General features: G+C 61.8%; 12 protein-coding genes. 6 read left to right on the forward strand and 6 right to left on the reverse strand.

All coding sequences use genetic code 11. The annotated features are described in order from the left end of the window. Positions 1-46: 46 nt before the first annotated feature. Together Q7C33_RS01575 and metE are read right to left on the reverse strand one after the other, a co-directional pair. A complete protein-coding gene (locus tag Q7C33_RS01575) occupies positions 47-1,066 on the reverse strand; it encodes an alpha/beta fold hydrolase (RefSeq protein ID WP_407682717.1) in 1,020 nt (339 codons plus the stop codon). A 267-nt stretch (positions 1,067-1,333) separates the two neighbouring features. After that, a complete protein-coding gene (metE, locus tag Q7C33_RS01580) occupies positions 1,334-3,646 on the reverse strand; it encodes a 5-methyltetrahydropteroyltriglutamate--homocysteine S-methyltransferase (RefSeq protein ID WP_407682718.1) in 2,313 nt (770 codons plus the stop codon). A gap of 109 nt (positions 3,647-3,755) precedes the next feature. Between metE and metR the strand changes: the two genes are divergently transcribed. Beyond that, a complete protein-coding gene (metR, locus tag Q7C33_RS01585) occupies positions 3,756-4,673 on the forward strand; it encodes a transcriptional regulator MetR (RefSeq protein ID WP_030138430.1) in 918 nt (305 codons plus the stop codon). Between the two features lie 189 nt (positions 4,674-4,862). Here metR and Q7C33_RS01590 read toward each other — a convergent pair whose 3' ends face one another. From Q7C33_RS01590 to Q7C33_RS01605, 4 genes are all read right to left on the reverse strand, one after another. After that, positions 4,863-5,360, reverse strand: a complete 498-nt coding sequence (locus Q7C33_RS01590) for a GNAT family N-acetyltransferase (RefSeq protein WP_407682719.1) — start codon at positions 5,358-5,360, stop codon at positions 4,863-4,865. After that, positions 5,357-5,995, reverse strand: coding sequence for a LysE family translocator (locus Q7C33_RS01595; protein ID WP_030138428.1), 639 nt, complete (start codon positions 5,993-5,995; stop codon positions 5,357-5,359). Before Q7C33_RS01595 ends, Q7C33_RS01590 begins: the two co-directional genes overlap by 4 nt. Before the next feature lie 24 nt (positions 5,996-6,019). Then, the gene (locus Q7C33_RS01600) at positions 6,020-6,436 is read right to left on the reverse strand and encodes an NUDIX hydrolase (protein WP_030138427.1); all 417 of its coding nucleotides are present in this window, start codon (positions 6,434-6,436) and stop codon (positions 6,020-6,022) included. A gap of 215 nt (positions 6,437-6,651) precedes the next feature. Then, entirely contained in the window at positions 6,652-8,019 is a 1,368-nt protein-coding gene (locus Q7C33_RS01605; RefSeq protein WP_249875964.1) for an HD domain-containing phosphohydrolase, read from the reverse strand. 227 nt (positions 8,020-8,246) lie between these two features. Here Q7C33_RS01605 and Q7C33_RS01610 point away from each other — a divergent pair, with 227 nt between their 5' ends. The 5 genes from Q7C33_RS01610 to Q7C33_RS01630 are packed head-to-tail and all read left to right on the forward strand — an operon-like array spanning position 8,247 to position 16,608. Continuing rightward, entirely contained in the window at positions 8,247-10,538 is a 2,292-nt protein-coding gene (locus tag Q7C33_RS01610; RefSeq protein WP_407682720.1) for an EAL domain-containing protein, read from the forward strand. Next, the gene (locus Q7C33_RS01615) at positions 10,535-12,409 is read left to right on the forward strand and encodes an EAL domain-containing protein (protein WP_407682721.1); all 1,875 of its coding nucleotides are present in this window, start codon (positions 10,535-10,537) and stop codon (positions 12,407-12,409) included. The genes Q7C33_RS01610 and Q7C33_RS01615 overlap by 4 nt, the downstream gene beginning before the upstream one ends. 40 nt (positions 12,410-12,449) lie before the next feature. Next, a complete protein-coding gene (locus Q7C33_RS01620) occupies positions 12,450-13,409 on the forward strand; it encodes a cytochrome-c peroxidase (RefSeq protein ID WP_198796552.1) in 960 nt (319 codons plus the stop codon). Then, complete coding sequence (locus Q7C33_RS01625) at positions 13,406-15,205, forward strand: DAHL domain-containing protein (protein WP_407682722.1); 1,800 nt, start codon at positions 13,406-13,408, stop codon at positions 15,203-15,205. Before Q7C33_RS01620 ends, Q7C33_RS01625 begins: the two co-directional genes overlap by 4 nt. Beyond that, complete coding sequence (locus tag Q7C33_RS01630) at positions 15,202-16,608, forward strand: ATP-binding protein (protein ID WP_030138528.1); 1,407 nt, start codon at positions 15,202-15,204, stop codon at positions 16,606-16,608. The genes Q7C33_RS01625 and Q7C33_RS01630 overlap by 4 nt, the downstream gene beginning before the upstream one ends. Positions 16,609-16,837 lie beyond the last annotated feature (229 nt).

The following is a 16,837-nucleotide window of genomic DNA, read 5'->3' on the forward strand; positions in this document are numbered from 1 at the left end:
TCCAGCGGGGATAAATCCCCTCGCCACAAAAGCACCCCCGTGTCAGTTAGAGCAGATTCGGCGCCTGCGCCGGCTCGATCTGCGCCCAGTGCGAGGTGTCTTCGCGATGCTGCTGCAGATACGGCAACACCGCCCCCAGCAACGGTTCCTTGAAGGCTTCCTGAAAGCGATGGGCCAGGCCCGGGATCAGCTTCAACTGGCTGCCGCGGATATGCGCCGCGAGGTGCACGCCATGCATCACCGGCAACAACGGATCGGCAGTGCCGTGGACGACCAGGGTCGGCACCTGCAGTTGGTTCAGCAGCGCCACCCGGCTCGGCTCGGCCATGATCGCCATGATCTGGCGCTTCACACCCTCGGGGTTGAAGGCCCGGTCGTAGGCGACCGCCGCCTGGTGCAGCAGGACCTGCCGATCATCCACCACCATCGGGCTGCCCAGCGCAGCGAGCAAGTCGGCCTGCTGCTCCAGCGCCACCTCGCGATTCGATGCGCTGCGCCGCGATAACAATTGCACCAGGGTTTCACTGGGCGCCGGCAAGCCTTGCGCGCCTGAAGTGGTCATGATCAGCGTCAGGCTCTCGACACGCCCGGGCGCCATTGCGGCCATGTGCTGGGCGATCATGCCGCCCATGCTGACGCCCAATACATGGAAGCTTTGCACGTGCAGAGCGTCCATCAAGCCCAGGCCATCGGCGGCCATGTCCGTCAGTGAATAAGGCGCCGCCACGGGCAGGCCGAGTTTGTAGCGCAGGGCCTCGAACGTGAGGTTGGCGCTGCCTGGCGCCTGGCGCCAGGCGGACAGGCCGACGTCGCGGTTGTCATAGCGGATCACCCGGAAACCTTGTTCGCATAGCGCGACCACCACTTCGTCCGGCCAGTGGATCAACTGCCCGCCCAAGCCCATCACCAACAACAGCGCCGGGTCGGAGGCACGCCCGATGCTCTGGTACGCCAGGCTTACCTGGTCCAGGTCGACCCGTTGGGTCGCGACATTGACATCACAACGAGAAGCCGCCAACGACGGCAAGCCGCACAACAACGCGGCCAGGAAAATGAATACACGCATGAAGAAACACCAAAACGCAGAACCCCAGTAGAGCGCGAGTCTGATGAAGTTTGTTCAAGCGCGCTGCCACAGTTGCGTGACAGTTTGATGAAGATTGCCGAGTGGTTATCTGAAGCCATGATCACCCGTGGCGAGGGAGCTTGCTCCCGCTGGGCTGCGTAGCAGCCCTTTGGGTTTGTCTGACGCACCGTGGTGGCGGGGAGATGTTCTGGGGTTGCTGCGCAACCCAGCGGGAGCAAGCTCCCTCGCCACGGGGGCGGTGGTGGTTCAGGCAACCTGCCCCCGCAACTGCCGCGCTGCCGCCACCATGTTCACCAGCGCCGCTTCCGTCTCCGGCCACGCCCGGGTCTTCAGCCCGCAATCGGGGTTGACCCACAACCGTTCGGCGGGGATGCGCTGCACGGCCTTGCGCATCAGCGCCACCATCTCGGCGGTGTCCGGCACCCGTGGCGAGTGGATGTCGTAGACGCCCGGGCCGATGTCGTTGGGGTAGTCGAACGCTTCGAATGCATCGAGCAGTTCCATGTCCGAACGCGAGGTTTCGACGGTGATGACATCGGCGTCCATGTCGGCGATGGCCTTGATCACGTCGTTGAATTCGCTGTAGCACATGTGGGTGTGAATCTGGGTTTCATCGCTCACGCCCGAGGCGCTCAGGCGGAACGCTTCCACGGCCCAATCGAGGTATTCCTGCCATTGCCCGCGCCGCAGCGGCAAGCCTTCGCGAAAGGCCGCTTCGTCGATTTGCACAATAGCGATCCCGGCTTTTTCCAGGTCCAGCACCTCGTCGCGCAAGGCCAGGGCCAACTGTCGGGCCTGGGTCTTGCGTGACACGTCCTCCCGGGGGAACGACCACATCAACATGGTCACGGGGCCGGTGAGCATGCCTTTCATGGGTTTGTCGGTGAGACCTTGCGCGTAGCGAATCCAATCGACCGTCATCGCCTCGGGCCGGCTGATGTCACCAAAGATGATCGCCGGTTTCACACACCGCGAGCCGTAGCTCTGTACCCAGCCAAAACGGGTGAAAGCGTAGCCGTCCAGTTGCTCGGCGAAGTATTCGACCATGTCGTTGCGCTCGGCTTCACCGTGCACCAGCACGTCCAGGCCCAGGCGTTCCTGGATCTGCACCGCGTGGCGGATCTCGGTGTGCATCGCGTCCTGGTAATCGTTGGCCGACAGCGTGCCTTGCTTGTAGGCCTGGCGCGCCAGACGAATCGCCGGGGTCTGCGGGAAGGAGCCAATGGAAGTAGTGGGAAACGCCGGCAGCTTGAGCCGCGCGCGCTGTTGCTCGATGCGCTTGGCGTACGATGAACGTCGCTGGCTGTCCTGTGGACCGATCGCCGCCAGACGCTCCTGGACGTGGGGTTTATGGATACGCGCCGAGGCCGCGCGGCGGGCCTGTACTGCTCGGCCGTGGATCAACGCCTGCTGTACGCCAGGCGCCTGCGGATCGTTCAGCGCATCGCGCAACACCGCGACTTCGCCGCACTTCTGCACGGCGAACGCCAGCCAGCTCTTGAGTTCGGGATCGAGTTTGTCTTCGCGCTCCAGATCCACCGGGCTGTGCAGCAGCGAGCAGGACGTGCTGACCCACAGGTTATCGCCGAAGCGTTCCTGGGCCGGTCGCAACTGCGCCAGCGCCTGCTCCAACTCACAACGCCAGACGTTGCGACCGTTGACCAGGCCCACCGAGAGAATCTTGTAGGTCGGCAGGCGGTCCAGCACTTGCCCCAATTGTTCCGGGGCGCGCACCGCGTCGATGTGCAAGCCGTCCACCGGCAGGCTCACCGCCAGGCCGAGGTTGTCTTCCAGGCCACTGAAATAGGTCGCCACCAGTTTTGTCAGCGGCGAGTACTGGAGGATGTGATAAGCGCGCTCGAAGGCGCTTTTCCAGGCCAGTGGCAGGTCAAGGGTAAGAATCGGCTCATCGATCTGCACCCACTCCACGCCTTGGGCCTTGAGGCGATTGAGGATCTCACCGTAGACCGGCAGCAGGCGCTCCAGCAGGTCGAGCTTGTCGAAGTCGCCGCCCTTGGCCTTGCCCAGCCACAAGTACGTCAGCGGGCCGATGATCACCGGTTTGACCCGATGCCCGAGGGCGTGGGCTTCGTCGACTTCGTCGAACAGCTGCTCCCAGCTCAGGGCGAAGGTCTGGTCGGCGGAAAACTCCGGGACCAGGTAGTGATAGTTGGTATCGAACCACTTGGTCAGCTCCTGGGCGTACTGCGCCTGACCGTGACCGGCGCCGCAGCAACGGGTCGTGGCGCCACGGGCCATGGCGAACAAGGTGTCGAGCGTCGGCTTGCCCTGATCATCCAAGGTGCCGTGGAAACGTGGCGGGACGGCGCCCAGCGTCAAGCTGTGACTGAGCACCTGGTCGTACCAGGCGAAATCGCCCACCGGCAGCAGGTCGATGCCGGCGTCTTTCTGCAATTGCCAATGCCTGGCCCGCAGTTCACGCCCAACGCCTTGCAAAGCGGTCGGGGCCAGGTCGCCTTTCCAATAGGCTTCGAGGGCTTTCTTCAATTCGCGGTCGGCGCCGATGCGGGGAAAACCGAGGGTATGGGCCAGGGCCATGGTGAATGTCCTTCTGTAAAAGATGGCGCCATTGTCGACAGTCAGCCCCACATGAGACAAACTCAACCTTTTCGTGTTGATCACAAGTTTTATTCATGGAGAAACCCCGGTGCTTGAACTCCGTCATCTGAAGACGCTGCATGCCCTGCGCGAAGCCGACAGCCTGGTGGAAGCCGCCGAACGCTTGCACCTGACCCAATCCGCGCTGTCCCACCAATTCAAGGAATTGGAAGAGCGCCTGGGCATGCAGTTGTTCGTGCGCAAGACCAAACCGGTCCGTTTCACCAGCGCCGGCCTGCGCCTGCTGCAACTGGCCGACGCCACCCTGCCGCTGCTGCGCAGCGCCGAACGGGACATTGCACGGCTGGCGGGCGGCACCGCCGGACGCCTACACATGGCCATCGAATGCCATAGCTGCTTCCAGTGGCTGATGCCGACCATCGACCAGTTCCGCGATGCCTGGCCCGAAGTCGAACTCGATCTCGCCTCGGGCTTTGCCTTCGCCCCGCTGCCGGCCCTGGCCCGTGGCGACCTGGACCTGGTGGTGACCTCCGACCCGCTGGAACTTGCTGGCATCACCTACGTGCCGCTGTTCACCTACGAAGCGATGCTCGCCGTTGCCAACCAGCATCGGCTGGCAGGCAAGCCGTACATCGTGCCCGAAGACTTGATCAGCGAAACCTTGATCACGTATCCGGTGGAGCGCGATCGCCTGGACATCTTCACTCGGTTCCTCGAACCAGCCGACATCGAACCGGCCCAGGTCCGCACCTCCGAGCTGACGGTGATGATGATGCAACTGGTCGCCAGCGGCCGAGGCGTCTGCGGCATGCCGCATTGGGCGCTGCATGAATACAGCTCGCGGGGCTACGTGAAGGCCAAGCGGCTGGGGGAGAAAGGCTTGTTCGCCACGCTCTACGCGGCGGTGCGGACCGACATGCTGGATGCGCCGTATATGCGCGATTTTTTGCTGACGGCGAAGGACACGTCGTTTTCAACCCTCGACGGTGTCAGCGCGGTGCGCTGACAGACGGCTTTTGTGGCGAGGGGATTTAGCGAAACGTCGCACCGCCCCGCTGGGGCGCGGAGCGGCCCTCAAAACAGGCAATTCGGTGTGTCAGGAAGATTGAGTTCTCTGGGTTAGGGCTGCTGCGCAGCCCAGCGGGGATAAATCCCCTCGCCACAAAAAGCTCCATCACTCAAATCTTCGGTGAGATCAGAGTTCAAGCCACATATGGACCTTGTCGAGGTATTCGTCCGCCACGCGGATCGCCATCGGCTCAAGGCCATACAGCACGAAACCGCAGCGTTGGTAGAGCTTGATCGCCGGCTCGTTGCCGGCGGTGACGGTCAGTTGCACGAGGCGCAGGAAGGCATGGCGACGGGCTTCGTCGAGGGCGGCCTGCATCAGGCGTTCACCCAACCCGGTGTGACGATGGGGCTCGACGACGTACATGCCAAACAACGTCGCCTTGTGCCGGGCCTTCAGCCGGGGCTCCAGGGCCAGGCCGACGATACCGACCAGTTCATCCGCCACGAACGCGCCGAGGATCACTTCGAGCCGGCTGGTCAGGCGCGATTCCCACCAATTGATGGGCAGCGCCGCTCGTTCGCTGGCGCTGGAGGTGAAGGCCTGTGGATGAAATTCATAAGCCTGGAGCATCAACTCGCGATAGCCCTCGGCATCACCTGCCTTCAGCCGTCGGATGCTCACGCCGAACGCCGTTGCTCAAGCATCAGTCGCAGGGCCAGCGCACCCAGCACAAAGCCCATGAAATAGCGTTGCGCCGCCAGCCAGGTCGGGTTGTGGACGAACCACGAAGCAATCCCGGCGGCGAACAGTGCGATCAGCAGGTTGACGCTGAAGCTCACGCTGATCTGCGTCAGCCCGAGGATGATGCTCTGGGTGAACAGCGAACCGTGTTCCGGGCTGATGAACTGCGGGAACACCGACAGGTAGAACACCGCGATCTTCGGGTTCAAGGCGCTGGTGAGAAAACCCATGGTGATCAGCTTGCGGGTCGAGTCAGCCGGCAGTTGCTGGGCCTGAAACGGCGAACGCGCGCCGGGTTTCACGGCTTGCCAGGCCAGCCACAACAAGTAAACCGCACCCGCCCATTTCAACACTTCATAGGCCATGGGCACCGCCAGGAACACCGCCGTCAGCCCCGCCGCAGCGGCAAACATGTGCACGAAGAAGCCCGCCACCACCCCTAGCAAAGAAGTGACGCCGGCCTTGCGGCCCTGGCAGATCGAACGGGAAATCAGGTAGATCATGTTCGGGCCGGGCGTGAGCACCATCAACAACGCGGCGGCGGCGAAAATCAGCAGGTCCGGCAATGGAATCATGGGTATCAGTCCTTGAGTCTTGGATCAGCAGGTCGCGAGGCAAGTGGCACGATAAAACGGCAGGATCACCTCGGTTGTCAACGGCGCCAGGAAAAGATCAATGTCGCCAATCGTGTCGACCCAGCAGATTTCTTCGATCTCAGCGGCGGGAAAAACCGGGGCGTCGATGTCCAGCAAAAAAACTTCGGCCTGCACGATGAACCCCGGCTCATTGGCAGCCGGCGCACTGAACTGCCCCAGATGACGGGCCTGCTCCGGATCGATCTTGAGCCCAAGTTCTTCGTCCAATTCCCGAGCCAGGGCCTGGACCGGTTGCTCATGGGCTTCGATCTTGCCACCCGGCTGCATGAAGGCCAGGGTTCCGCGCTTGCGCACCAGCAGGGTTCGGCCGTCCGGGCCGATGAGCAGGGCGGCGGCGATGCGGATCAGGGGGGTGGTCATGTTTTACAGAACCTCGGGCGGAAAATGCCGGGGAGATTACAGATCGCGGCGGAGGGAGCAAAGCCTGGCCTCGATCTCCAATGCGACACAGTTCCCCTGTGGGAGCGAGCTTGCTCGCGATAGCGGTGTGTCAGTCGAAAAATATCTGACTGATACTCCGCTATCGCGAGCAAGCTCGCTCCCACAGGGGAACCGAATCGCCTGTCAGACTTTCATCACCCCAACATCGGCTTCGGCGCCGAAGGGTCCGCCTCTTCTTCCGGAATCTTGACGAACACGCTGTACCGCGCCCCTTCCATCGCTTCGAAAGCGATGAGCTTTTCGATCAGCGGGCCGCTCATGACCTTGCCGGCGTTGAGCAGCAGCATGCCGTTGTCGGCGTTGAGGTTGCGCGCCAGGACCATGCCGGCCGCCAGCTCGCGGGTGGTCACGACCTTCACCGTCGGGTCGGACAGGGTCACGTCTTCCAGGTATTCGGCACACGCCTTGATGAAGTCCTCGACCAGGTCCGGGTCGTACAACTTGCCGGCGTATTTGCGGATGTAGACCAGCGCTTCGTCGCTGTTCATCTGCCGTTCCAGGATCAACCCGCGCTGCAACTCGATGAAATCCACCGCCAGCTTCAGCAGCCGCGAGCCGAACGGAATGGCCTCGCCGCGCAGGTGATCGGGGAAACCGCTGCCGTCCCAACGCTCCTGGTGATGAAGGATGATCCGCGCCGCGTCCTTCATCGGGTCGAGCGTCATCAGCAGCGATTCGCTCTGCTTCGGATAGGCGCGGTACAGCTCCAGTTCGCTGTGGTGCAGCATGTCGGCAGGCGTGACCATCATGTTGTCGGTCCAGCTCAGCTTGCCGATGTTGTAGAGCGCCCCGGCCATGGTCAGGTCGCGGTCGGTGGATTCGTCGAGAAAGTTGAGCCGGCTATAGACCCGGAGCAGTTCGATGATCTGCCGGTTGGTCTGCTTGGCCTTGGGCAGGCGCAGGTTGGCGATCAGCGAGAACACCTCGGTGCCGGTCACGTAGCTGCGCTTGAGCTCTTCATAGGCCAGGTCGAGCATGTCGGCGGTCTGCTGCAGCTCGGAAGTGCGCGACGCCACGCGTTTTTCCAGCGTGGCGTTGAGGGTCTTGAGTTGCTGGTTCTGCTCGCGGTTCAGGGCTTCGAGGCGCTGGCGCTCGCTTTCCGAATGCTGGTGGGCCAGGGCCTGGCGCAGGGCCTGCACCAGCTCCTCGTCGTTCCAGGGTTTGCTGAGGTAGCGATAGAGCTGCCCCTCGTTGATCGCCTTGGTCATCATGTCCACGTCGGCGTAACCGGTGAGCAGAATGCGTAAAGTCGAGGGATAAAGCTTGCGGATTTCCGCCAGCAGCGTGGCGCCATCCATGTTCGGCATGCGCGCGTCGGTCATCACCAGATCGACCGGCCGCTCCTTGAGAATCTCCAGCGCCTTGGCGCCGCTGTCGGCCAGCAGGATTTCATACGGCTGGCTGCGCAACAGCCGACGCAGGCTGTTGAGGATCGATTCTTCATCATCTACCAGCAATACCGTCGGCTTTCTTACCGGAACGTCCGGCGATTGATCTTCCATTGGAACCCCCTCCTGTCATTCGACAACCGTTCTACCTTAGCCCCAAAAGACAGGCTAGTAGATTGCGAAAATTTAGAAACAATTCGCCATCACTCACCTCGCGCTTCCGATGAGCCGACTATGCTGTACCCCATGAAGGGCCAAGTACAGGCCGAATACTCATGCTAGCGAAAGGGATATCCGATGTTCCCACGGTTCTGTAGTCCGCATTTCGACGGTGCACGGCCATGAGCCTGCCGTCGGAACGATCCAATCGGCGAATATTAATTGTCGATGACACGCAAACCATTCATGAGGATTTTCGAAAGATCCTCAGCCCCGACGCAGCCCCTGAAGACAACCTGAGCAGCGCTGAAGAAGCCTTGTTCGGCGCACCGGTGGCGGTTTCCAGCCAGAGTTTCGACCTCGACTCGGCGTTCCAGGGCATGGAAGCCCTGAACAAGGTCGAAACGGCCCTGGCCCAGGGCAAGCCCTTCGCCATGGCCTTTATCGACATGCGCATGCCGCCAGGTTGGGACGGCCTCGAAACCATCGAGCGGCTGTGGCGCGTCGACCCCAAGCTGCAAGTGGCGCTGTGCACGGCTTATTCGGATTATTCCTGGGAAGACATCGCCGATCGCCTCGATTTGGGCGACCGGCTGCTGATCCTGAAGAAACCCTTCGATGCCATCGAAATCCGCCAGATGGCCAGCACCCTGACCGTCAAATGGCAGATGACCGAAGACGCCGCGCTGAAAATGGACATGCTCGAACGGGCCGTGGAGGAGCGCACCCGGGAGCTGGCCGACGCCAACATCATCGTGCAGAACAGCCCGACCATCCTTTATCGCCTGCGCGGCGAACCGCCGTTCCCACTGATGTACATCTCCCACAACATCACCAAGTTCGGCCATGTCGCGGCGCAACTGATCGACTCGCCGGACTGGGCACAAATCCTGATCCATCCCGACGACCAGGCCAAGGTCGACGAAGCCATGGTCCGCGTGCTGGACCGCGACAACGCCGGCGCCTCCATCGAATTTCGCATGCGCACCGGCGACGGCACGTTCCGCTGGGTCGAGAACCGCTACATTCCGGTGCGCAACGAGCAAGGCCTGCTGCTGGAAGTCGAGGGCATTATCCTCGACATCACCGAGCGCAAGCTGGCCGAGGAGAAGATCGCCCTGCTGGCGCGCACCGATGGCCTGACCGGGCTGGCCAACCGCGCCACCATGATCGAGCGCCTGCACCAGGCCTTCGCCGCCGCACGCCGGGGCGCGGCGCCGTTCGCGATGTTCTACCTGGACCTGGACCACTTCAAGCGCATCAACGACACCCTCGGGCACCCGATCGGCGACCTGCTGTTGCAGGAAGTTGCGGCGCGCATCAAGGGCTGCACCCGGGAGAACGATGTGGTCGCGCGCCTGGGCGGCGACGAATTCGCCATCCTGCAACTGGACGTCCACGAAGCGACCCACTGCGCCGCGCTGGCGGCGAAGATCCGCGACACGCTGGTGGCGCCCTATTCCCTGGACGGCAATGACGTGCGCATTTCCGTGAGCATCGGCATCAGCCTGTACACCTCGCAGAGCCCGAGTGCCGACAGCCTGATGGCGCAATCCGACATGGCCCTCTATCGCTCCAAGGAAAAGGGCCGCAACCAGTATCACTTCCACAACGAGGAAATTAACCAGGAAGTGACGGACCGGGTCGCCCTGGCCAATGACCTGCGCCAGGCCATCGAGAATAACGAGCTTCAACTGCACTACCTGCCGGAAGTCGACCTTGGCACCGGCAAGATCCTCGGCATGGGCGTGCAGGTGCGCTGGAACCATCCCGAACGCGGCTGGCTCGAACCGGCGGCGTTCATGCCCGCCGCCGAGAAAACCGGGATCATCATCGGCCTCGGCCACTGGGTACTCGACCAGGCCTGCCAACAGATGCGCCAATGGCGCGACCAGGGCATGGCGCCGCCGGTGATCGCCATCGACCTGTCCCTGACCCAGCTCAAGACCGGCCCCGAGCTGATCTACGACGTACTGCGCACCACCGCACGCTGGGAGCTGGCGCCCTGGGACCTGCGCTTCGACGTCACCGAAGCGACCCTGGCCCAGACCAAATGGACCCACAACGACGTGTTGCCACGCCTGTGCGAACTGGGCGTGCAGGTCGCCATCGATGATTTCGGCACCGAGTATTCGTCGTTCGATTACCTGAAGACGTACCGGGTCAACCATCTCAAGCTCGCCCAGCGGTTTCTCGACAGCGCCAGTGACGACCCGGAAAACGCCTCGACCTTGCGCGCGATCCTCAACTTCGCCCGGGACGTGGGCATCGGCATCATCGCCGAAGGCGTCGAGACCCAGGAGCAACGCACCACACTGATGTCCAGCGGCGGGCCGATGCAGGCCCAAGGGCACTATTTCAGCACCGTGGTGGACAGCGGCCAGGCCGCCGAACTGCTCAAGGCCGGGACCATCATTCCCGTGGCGGATCACTGGACCCGGCCGGCCAGCCAGCTATCGGAGAGCAATCCATGAACCCCATGTCGGTACCCGCCAATCGGCGAATCCTCGTGGTGGACGACACCCCCGCCATTCACCAGGACTTTCGCAAGATCCTCAGCCCCAGCGCCGGCAATGACGACTCGCTGGACGACACCGAGAGCCTGTTATTCGGCACGCCCCAGGTCAATCGACTGCAGTTCCAGATCGACTCGGCCTACCAGGGCGAGGAGGCGCTGGAACTGGTCAAACGCGCCCAGTCCGAAGGCCAGCCCTATGCGCTGGTGTTCGCCGACATGCGCATGCCGCCCGGCTGGGACGGCCTGCAAACCATCGAAGAACTGTGGAAAGCCGATCCGCGCTTGCAGATCGCCCTGTGCACGGCGTTTTCCGACTACTCATGGGAAACCATGTCCGAACGCATCGAGTTCGACGACCAGTTGTTGATCCTCAAGAAGCCGTTCGACACCCTGGAAATCCGCCAGATGGCCAGTGCCATGACCTGGAAATGGCAACTGGCCCAGGACGCGGCCCGGAAGATGCGCACCCTGGAGCGCACCATCGAGGAGCGGGTCCAGGAATTGCTCAAGGTGTCCCACCTGCTGCAATACGACGTGCTCACCGAACTGCCCAACAGCATGTTGCTCGGTGATCGCCTGACCCAGGCCCTGGCCCAATGCCGCCGCCATGATCGGCAACTGGCGGTGATGTTCATCGGCCTCGACCGTTTCAAGCGCATCAACAATGCGCTGGGGCACCCGGTGGGGGATGAAATGCTCAAGCGCGTGGCGCGGACGCTGGCAACCGTGGTGCGTGAGTCCGACTCGGTGTTTCGCTACGGTTCCGACGAGTTCGTGGTGATCCTGGGCGATATCACCGACCCGCAGATGACCAAGGGCGTGGCGGAAAAACTGCTGGCGGCGATCAACTCCCCGCACCCCATCGATGGCCACGACCTGACGGTCACGGCGAGCCTGGGCATCAGCGTGTATCCAGCCGACGGCTTCGACGCTGTGGCGCTGATCAAGAAAGCCGAGACGGCGATGCGCAACGTCAAGGAAAACGGCCCCAACGATTACCGTTTTTTCACCGAGGACATGAACCGCCGGGCGCGGCAGCAGCAGACCATCGAGTCCGGCCTGCGCCTGGCCCTGCAGCGCAAGGAGTTCGTACTGCATTACCAGCCCAAGCTCGACCTGGCGAGCGGCAAGGTCGTCGGTGTCGAGGCGCTGGTGCGCTGGAACCGGCCCGACCACGGTCTCGTCTACCCGTCGGATTTCATTCCGGTGGCCGAGGACAGCGGCCTGATCGTGCCGCTGAGCCAATGGGTGCTCCAGGAAGCCTGCCAGCAGGCGTGTCGCTGGCAGGCCGAGGGCATGCGGCCGCTGTACTTGTCGGTCAACGTCTCGGCCATCGATTTTCGCCAGCGCGGTTTCGTCGACGGCATCGCCCGTACCCTCAAGGAAACCGGCCTGGACCCGACACAGTTAGAACTGGAGATCACCGAAAGCGTGCTCATGCAGAACATCGACGCCACCGTTGCCACCCTCAAGGCCATCAAGCACCTGGGTATCCGGCTGGCGATCGATGACTTCGGCACCGGTTATTCAAGCCTGAGTTACCTGCAGAAATTTCCGGTGGACGTGCTGAAGATCGACCAGTCGTTCGTCGGTGACCTGAGCATCGACAGTAACGACGCCAAACTGGTGAGCACCATCATCAGCCTGGGCAAGAGCCTGAACCTGCACATCATCGCCGAAGGCGTAGAGACCCGGGACCAACTGGAATTCCTGAAGATCCACCAGTGCGAAGAGGTGCAGGGCTATTACTTCAGCAAGGCCGTGGAGCCGCAAGCGTTCAGCCAATGGATGGCCGAATGGGAACAACGCCCGAACCCGTTTTCGTAAGCGCCAGAGTTCATAAACCCAGTTTCAAGGAAAGCACCCCATGGCGTCACACGGATTGATTCTGGCTCTCGGCCTGCTCGTGGGATTGAGCACGGCCGCTCACGCCGAGCCACTGGACGAACCGCTCAAGCCGCTGCCTGCCGTCCCGAACCTGGACCCCAAGCGGGTCCAGTTGGGCCAGCGGCTGTTCAATGACCCACGACTGTCGGTCAACAACACGCTGTCCTGCGCCAGCTGCCATCGCCTGGACAAGGGCGGTGCCGACGACAAGGCGTTTTCCCTGGGCTTCGACGGCAAGCCGGTGGAAGTCAATACGCCCACCGTGTTCAACGCCAGCCTGAACTTCCATCAGTTCTGGGACGGTCGCGTCGACAACCTGGAAGAACAGGTGCACATGGTAGTCATCAGCCCGACGGAAATGGGCAGCACCTGGGAAACGGTGGTCAAGCGCATCGCCGATGATCCGGACTATGCCAAGGCGTTTTCCAACGCGTATCCCGACGGGGTCAATGAACCGAATATCCGCAACGCCCTCGCCGACTACGAGCGCACCCTGCTGACCCCCAACTCGCGCTTTGACCAATACCTGCTGGGCAACACCGACATCCTCACGCCTCGGGAAAAATTCGGTTACCAGCGCTTCAAGGAATATGGCTGCATCGCTTGTCATCAAGGCGTGAACATCGGCGGCAACATGTTCCAGAAGTTCGGCGTCATGGGCGACTACATCACGGACCGCGGCACCCCCACCCGGGCAGACGAAGGGCGCTTCAACGTCACGGGCGACGAAGCCGACCGCCAGGTGTTCAAGGTACCCAGCCTGCGCAACGTCGCACGCACCGCGCCGTATTTCCACAGTGGCTCGGCGCCCACCCTGGAGCGTGCCGTAGAGGTCATGTTCAAGTACCAGTTGGGCCGCGAGCCCCTGAAAAACGATACGGAGCTGATCGTCGAGTTCCTCAAGACCCTCACGGGTGAATGGGAGGGCAAGCCGCTATGAGCCTCTCCCGCCGCCTCGGCCTGGCCTTCATCGGTGTATTGCTGGCCTCGATCCTGCTGTTTATGTACATCGAATCCGGTGCCCAGCAGGCCGCCTCGCACATTGAATCAAGGGACCTGATCCGCCTGCTCAAACAGCAGGATGCGATCTGGGATAACGAAGTGCTCAAGTCCCGGGTTGCCCTGAGCCGCAATTACGATCCGCTGGTTTCACCCTTGAATGAAATGGCACGCCTATGGCAGCGCCTGGATGCGATCGAGTCGGAAACGGGACGTCACGCGCCCTCGCTCTGGTCAACCCAGCGCGATGAGTACCTCAAGGCAGTCAAGGAAAAAACCCGCCTGGTGGAGCAGTTCAAGTCCCACAACGCGGTGCTGCGCAACTCCCTGGCCTTCCTGCCCACCGCCGAGGACGACATCCAGCGGCAATTCGCCCAACTGTCTGACGAAGACAAGCTCCGACTGCAAAGCGCCATCATCGACACCTACGACCTATTGCTCAGCACGCTGGAGTTCGCCCAGGTCACCACCCAGGACCAGGCTGCCGAAATCCTGATGGGCCTGAACCAGCTGGACATCAACAAGGAGCGACTGCCCGCGGGGCTCGTCGGCTCCGTCGATATTCTTCGCCGACATATCGCGCTGATCCTTCGCGAGCAACCGTTGGTCAATCAATTGATGCACGACTTCGACGCAGTCCCTCTCGCTCCCCGGTTGGATACCATCACCAACCTGTTGGAAAAGGACCAGGAGGTCGCCGCCACCAAGCACCAGCGCAACCACATTCTGCTGCTGGTGTTCGCCACCTTCCTGGTGCTGATATTGATCTGGCTGGCCGTCCGGCTGGTGCGCAGTTTCAGCGAAATCAAGCGGGTCAACACTGCCCTGCAAACCGCCAACGACGAACTCGAACAACGGGTCGAGGAACGCACCCGCCAGCTCAAGGACACCCAGAGCGAACTGATGGACACCGCCCGCCAGGCCGGCATGGCGGAAATCGCCACCAACGTCTTGCACAACGTTGGCAACGTGCTCAACAGCGTGAATATCTCTGCCGACCTGGTCAGCCGCAAGCTGCGCAGCAGCAAGGCCCTGGGGCTGGGCAAGGCGATGAACCTGATCAACGAGCACAGCCACGACCTGGGGCATTTCCTCACCGAGGACGAAAAAGGCAAACTGCTGCCCGGCTACCTCAACCAATTGGTGGAAGCCATCGCGGTGGAGCAACAAGGCCTGACCGACGAACTGGCGCAACTGAGCAAGAGCGTCGATCACATCAAGGACATCGTTTCCACGCAGCAATCCTACGCGGGCGCCAACACCTTGATGGAACCGCTGGTGGTCAGCGAACTGCTCGAAGATGCCCTGCGCATGAACTCCGGCGCCCTGACCCGCCACCATGTGACGGTGATCAAGGAGTACGGCGAGGTGCCACGGATCATGGGCGACAAGCACCGCTTGCTGCTGATCCTGATCAACCTGATCAGCAACGCCAAATACGCCATGGCCGGGGTTTCCAACCATGCGCGGAACATGACCCTCAAGGCCACGGTCGTAGACGAAGAGCTGCAGATCAGTGTCAAGGACGAAGGCGAAGGCATCCCGGCGGAAAACATGACGCGCATCTTCGCCCATGGTTTTACTACCCGTAAGGACGGCCACGGGTTCGGCCTGCACAGTTGCGCACTGGCGGCGATTGAAATGAACGGCCACCTCACCGTACACAGCGAGGGGCCCGGGACCGGGGCGACATTCGTACTGCAACTGCCCCTGAAACTCGCAGAAGGTGAGCCATGAACAGCATGAGTAACCGGCGCATCCTCTTGATCGACGATACGCCCGCCATCCATGACGACTTCCGAAAGATCCTGACGCCAGAAGAGGAAAGCAACGCCGAACTGCAGGACATGGAAAGCGCACTGTTCGGCGAAGCACCAAAGGCCGTCACCACGGTGTTCGAACTGGATTCGGCCTACGGCGGCCAGGAGGGCCTGGCCAAATTGCAGCAGGCCCTGGCAAAGGAGCGCCCTTATGCCCTGGCGTTTGTCGACATGCGCATGCCCGAAGGCTGGGACGGCGCCAAGACCATCGAGGAGCTGTGGAAGGTCGACCCGCAACTGCAAGTGGTGGTCTGCACCGCGTACTCGGATTATTCCTGGGACGAATTGCTCGACCGCCTGAACGGCCACGACCGGCTGCTGATATTGAAAAAGCCCTTCGACAACATCGAAGTCCAGCAGATGGCCAACACCCTGACCACCAAATGGGAAATGACCTCCCGCGCCCGTTTGAAAATGAACAAGCTCGAAGACCTGGTGGAACAACGCACCCTGGCGTTCAAGCAGGCCAGCGAATTGCTGCAGATGGAAATCGACGAGCGCAAGCTGCTCGAGACCCAACTGGTGCAGTCGGAAAAACTCGCCTCCCTGGGTCAACTGGCGGCTGGCGTCGCCCACGAAATCAATAACCCGATCGGCTTCATTTCGTCCAACCTTGGCGCCTTGGGTGGTTATTTCAGCAAGCTCGAGGAAATGCTCCAGGCCTACGGCAGCGCCGAGCAAGCCATCGCTTCGCCGGAACTGGTGATGAACCTGAAGAGCCTGCGCCAGGAGGTGGAACTGGATTTCCTGGTGGAAGACATTCCGGTCCTGATCAAGGAATCCAAGGACGGCATCGCCCGCGTCGGGCAGATCGTCAAGGACCTCAAGGACTTCTCCCGGGTCGACTCCAGCCAGGAATGGCAGATGGCGAATTTGCAGCAGGGCATGGATTCGACGTTGAACATCGTCGCCAACGAAATCAAGTACAAGGCCGACGTGGTCAAGCAATACAGCCCGCTACCGGAAGTCGAATGCCTGCCGTCGCAGATCAACCAGGTGATCATGAACCTGATCGTCAACGCCGCCCAGGCCATCGGCCCGGAACGCGGCACCATCACCCTGCGCAACGGTGTCGAAGGCGACAACGTCTGGATCGAAGTCGCCGACAACGGCTCGGGCATCCCACCGGAAACCCTGCAGAAAATCTTCGACCCGTTCTTCACCACCAAACCCATCGGCCAAGGCACGGGGCTTGGGTTGTCGTTGTCCTACGGCATCGTGAAGAAACACAACGGTGAGATCACGGTGAGCAGCGAAGTGGGTGTGGGGACGACGTTCCGGGTGGAGTTGCCGGTGCGGCAGATGAAGTTGGCGGGGTGAGTAACACCGGCCTGATCGACTCTGGTTCAAATTGTGGGAGCGAGCTTGCTCGCGATATCGGTGTGACAGTCAACGAAGGTGTTGAATGTTTGACCGCCATCGCGAGCAAGCTCGCTCCCACAGGTTTTTCCGCAGTCTCAGGCTAATTATTCCAGCCCTGCACAGCTCCCTCGCCACGGGGTGGCATTCCACGCTAATGTCTCGCCAGTCGCCCTCCCCCCAAGGAACC

The organism is Pseudomonas sp. BP11-1-1 (genome assembly GCF_052112105.1).
In the GTDB taxonomy this organism is placed as follows: Bacteria; Pseudomonadota; Gammaproteobacteria; order Pseudomonadales; family Pseudomonadaceae; genus Aquipseudomonas; species Aquipseudomonas alvandae.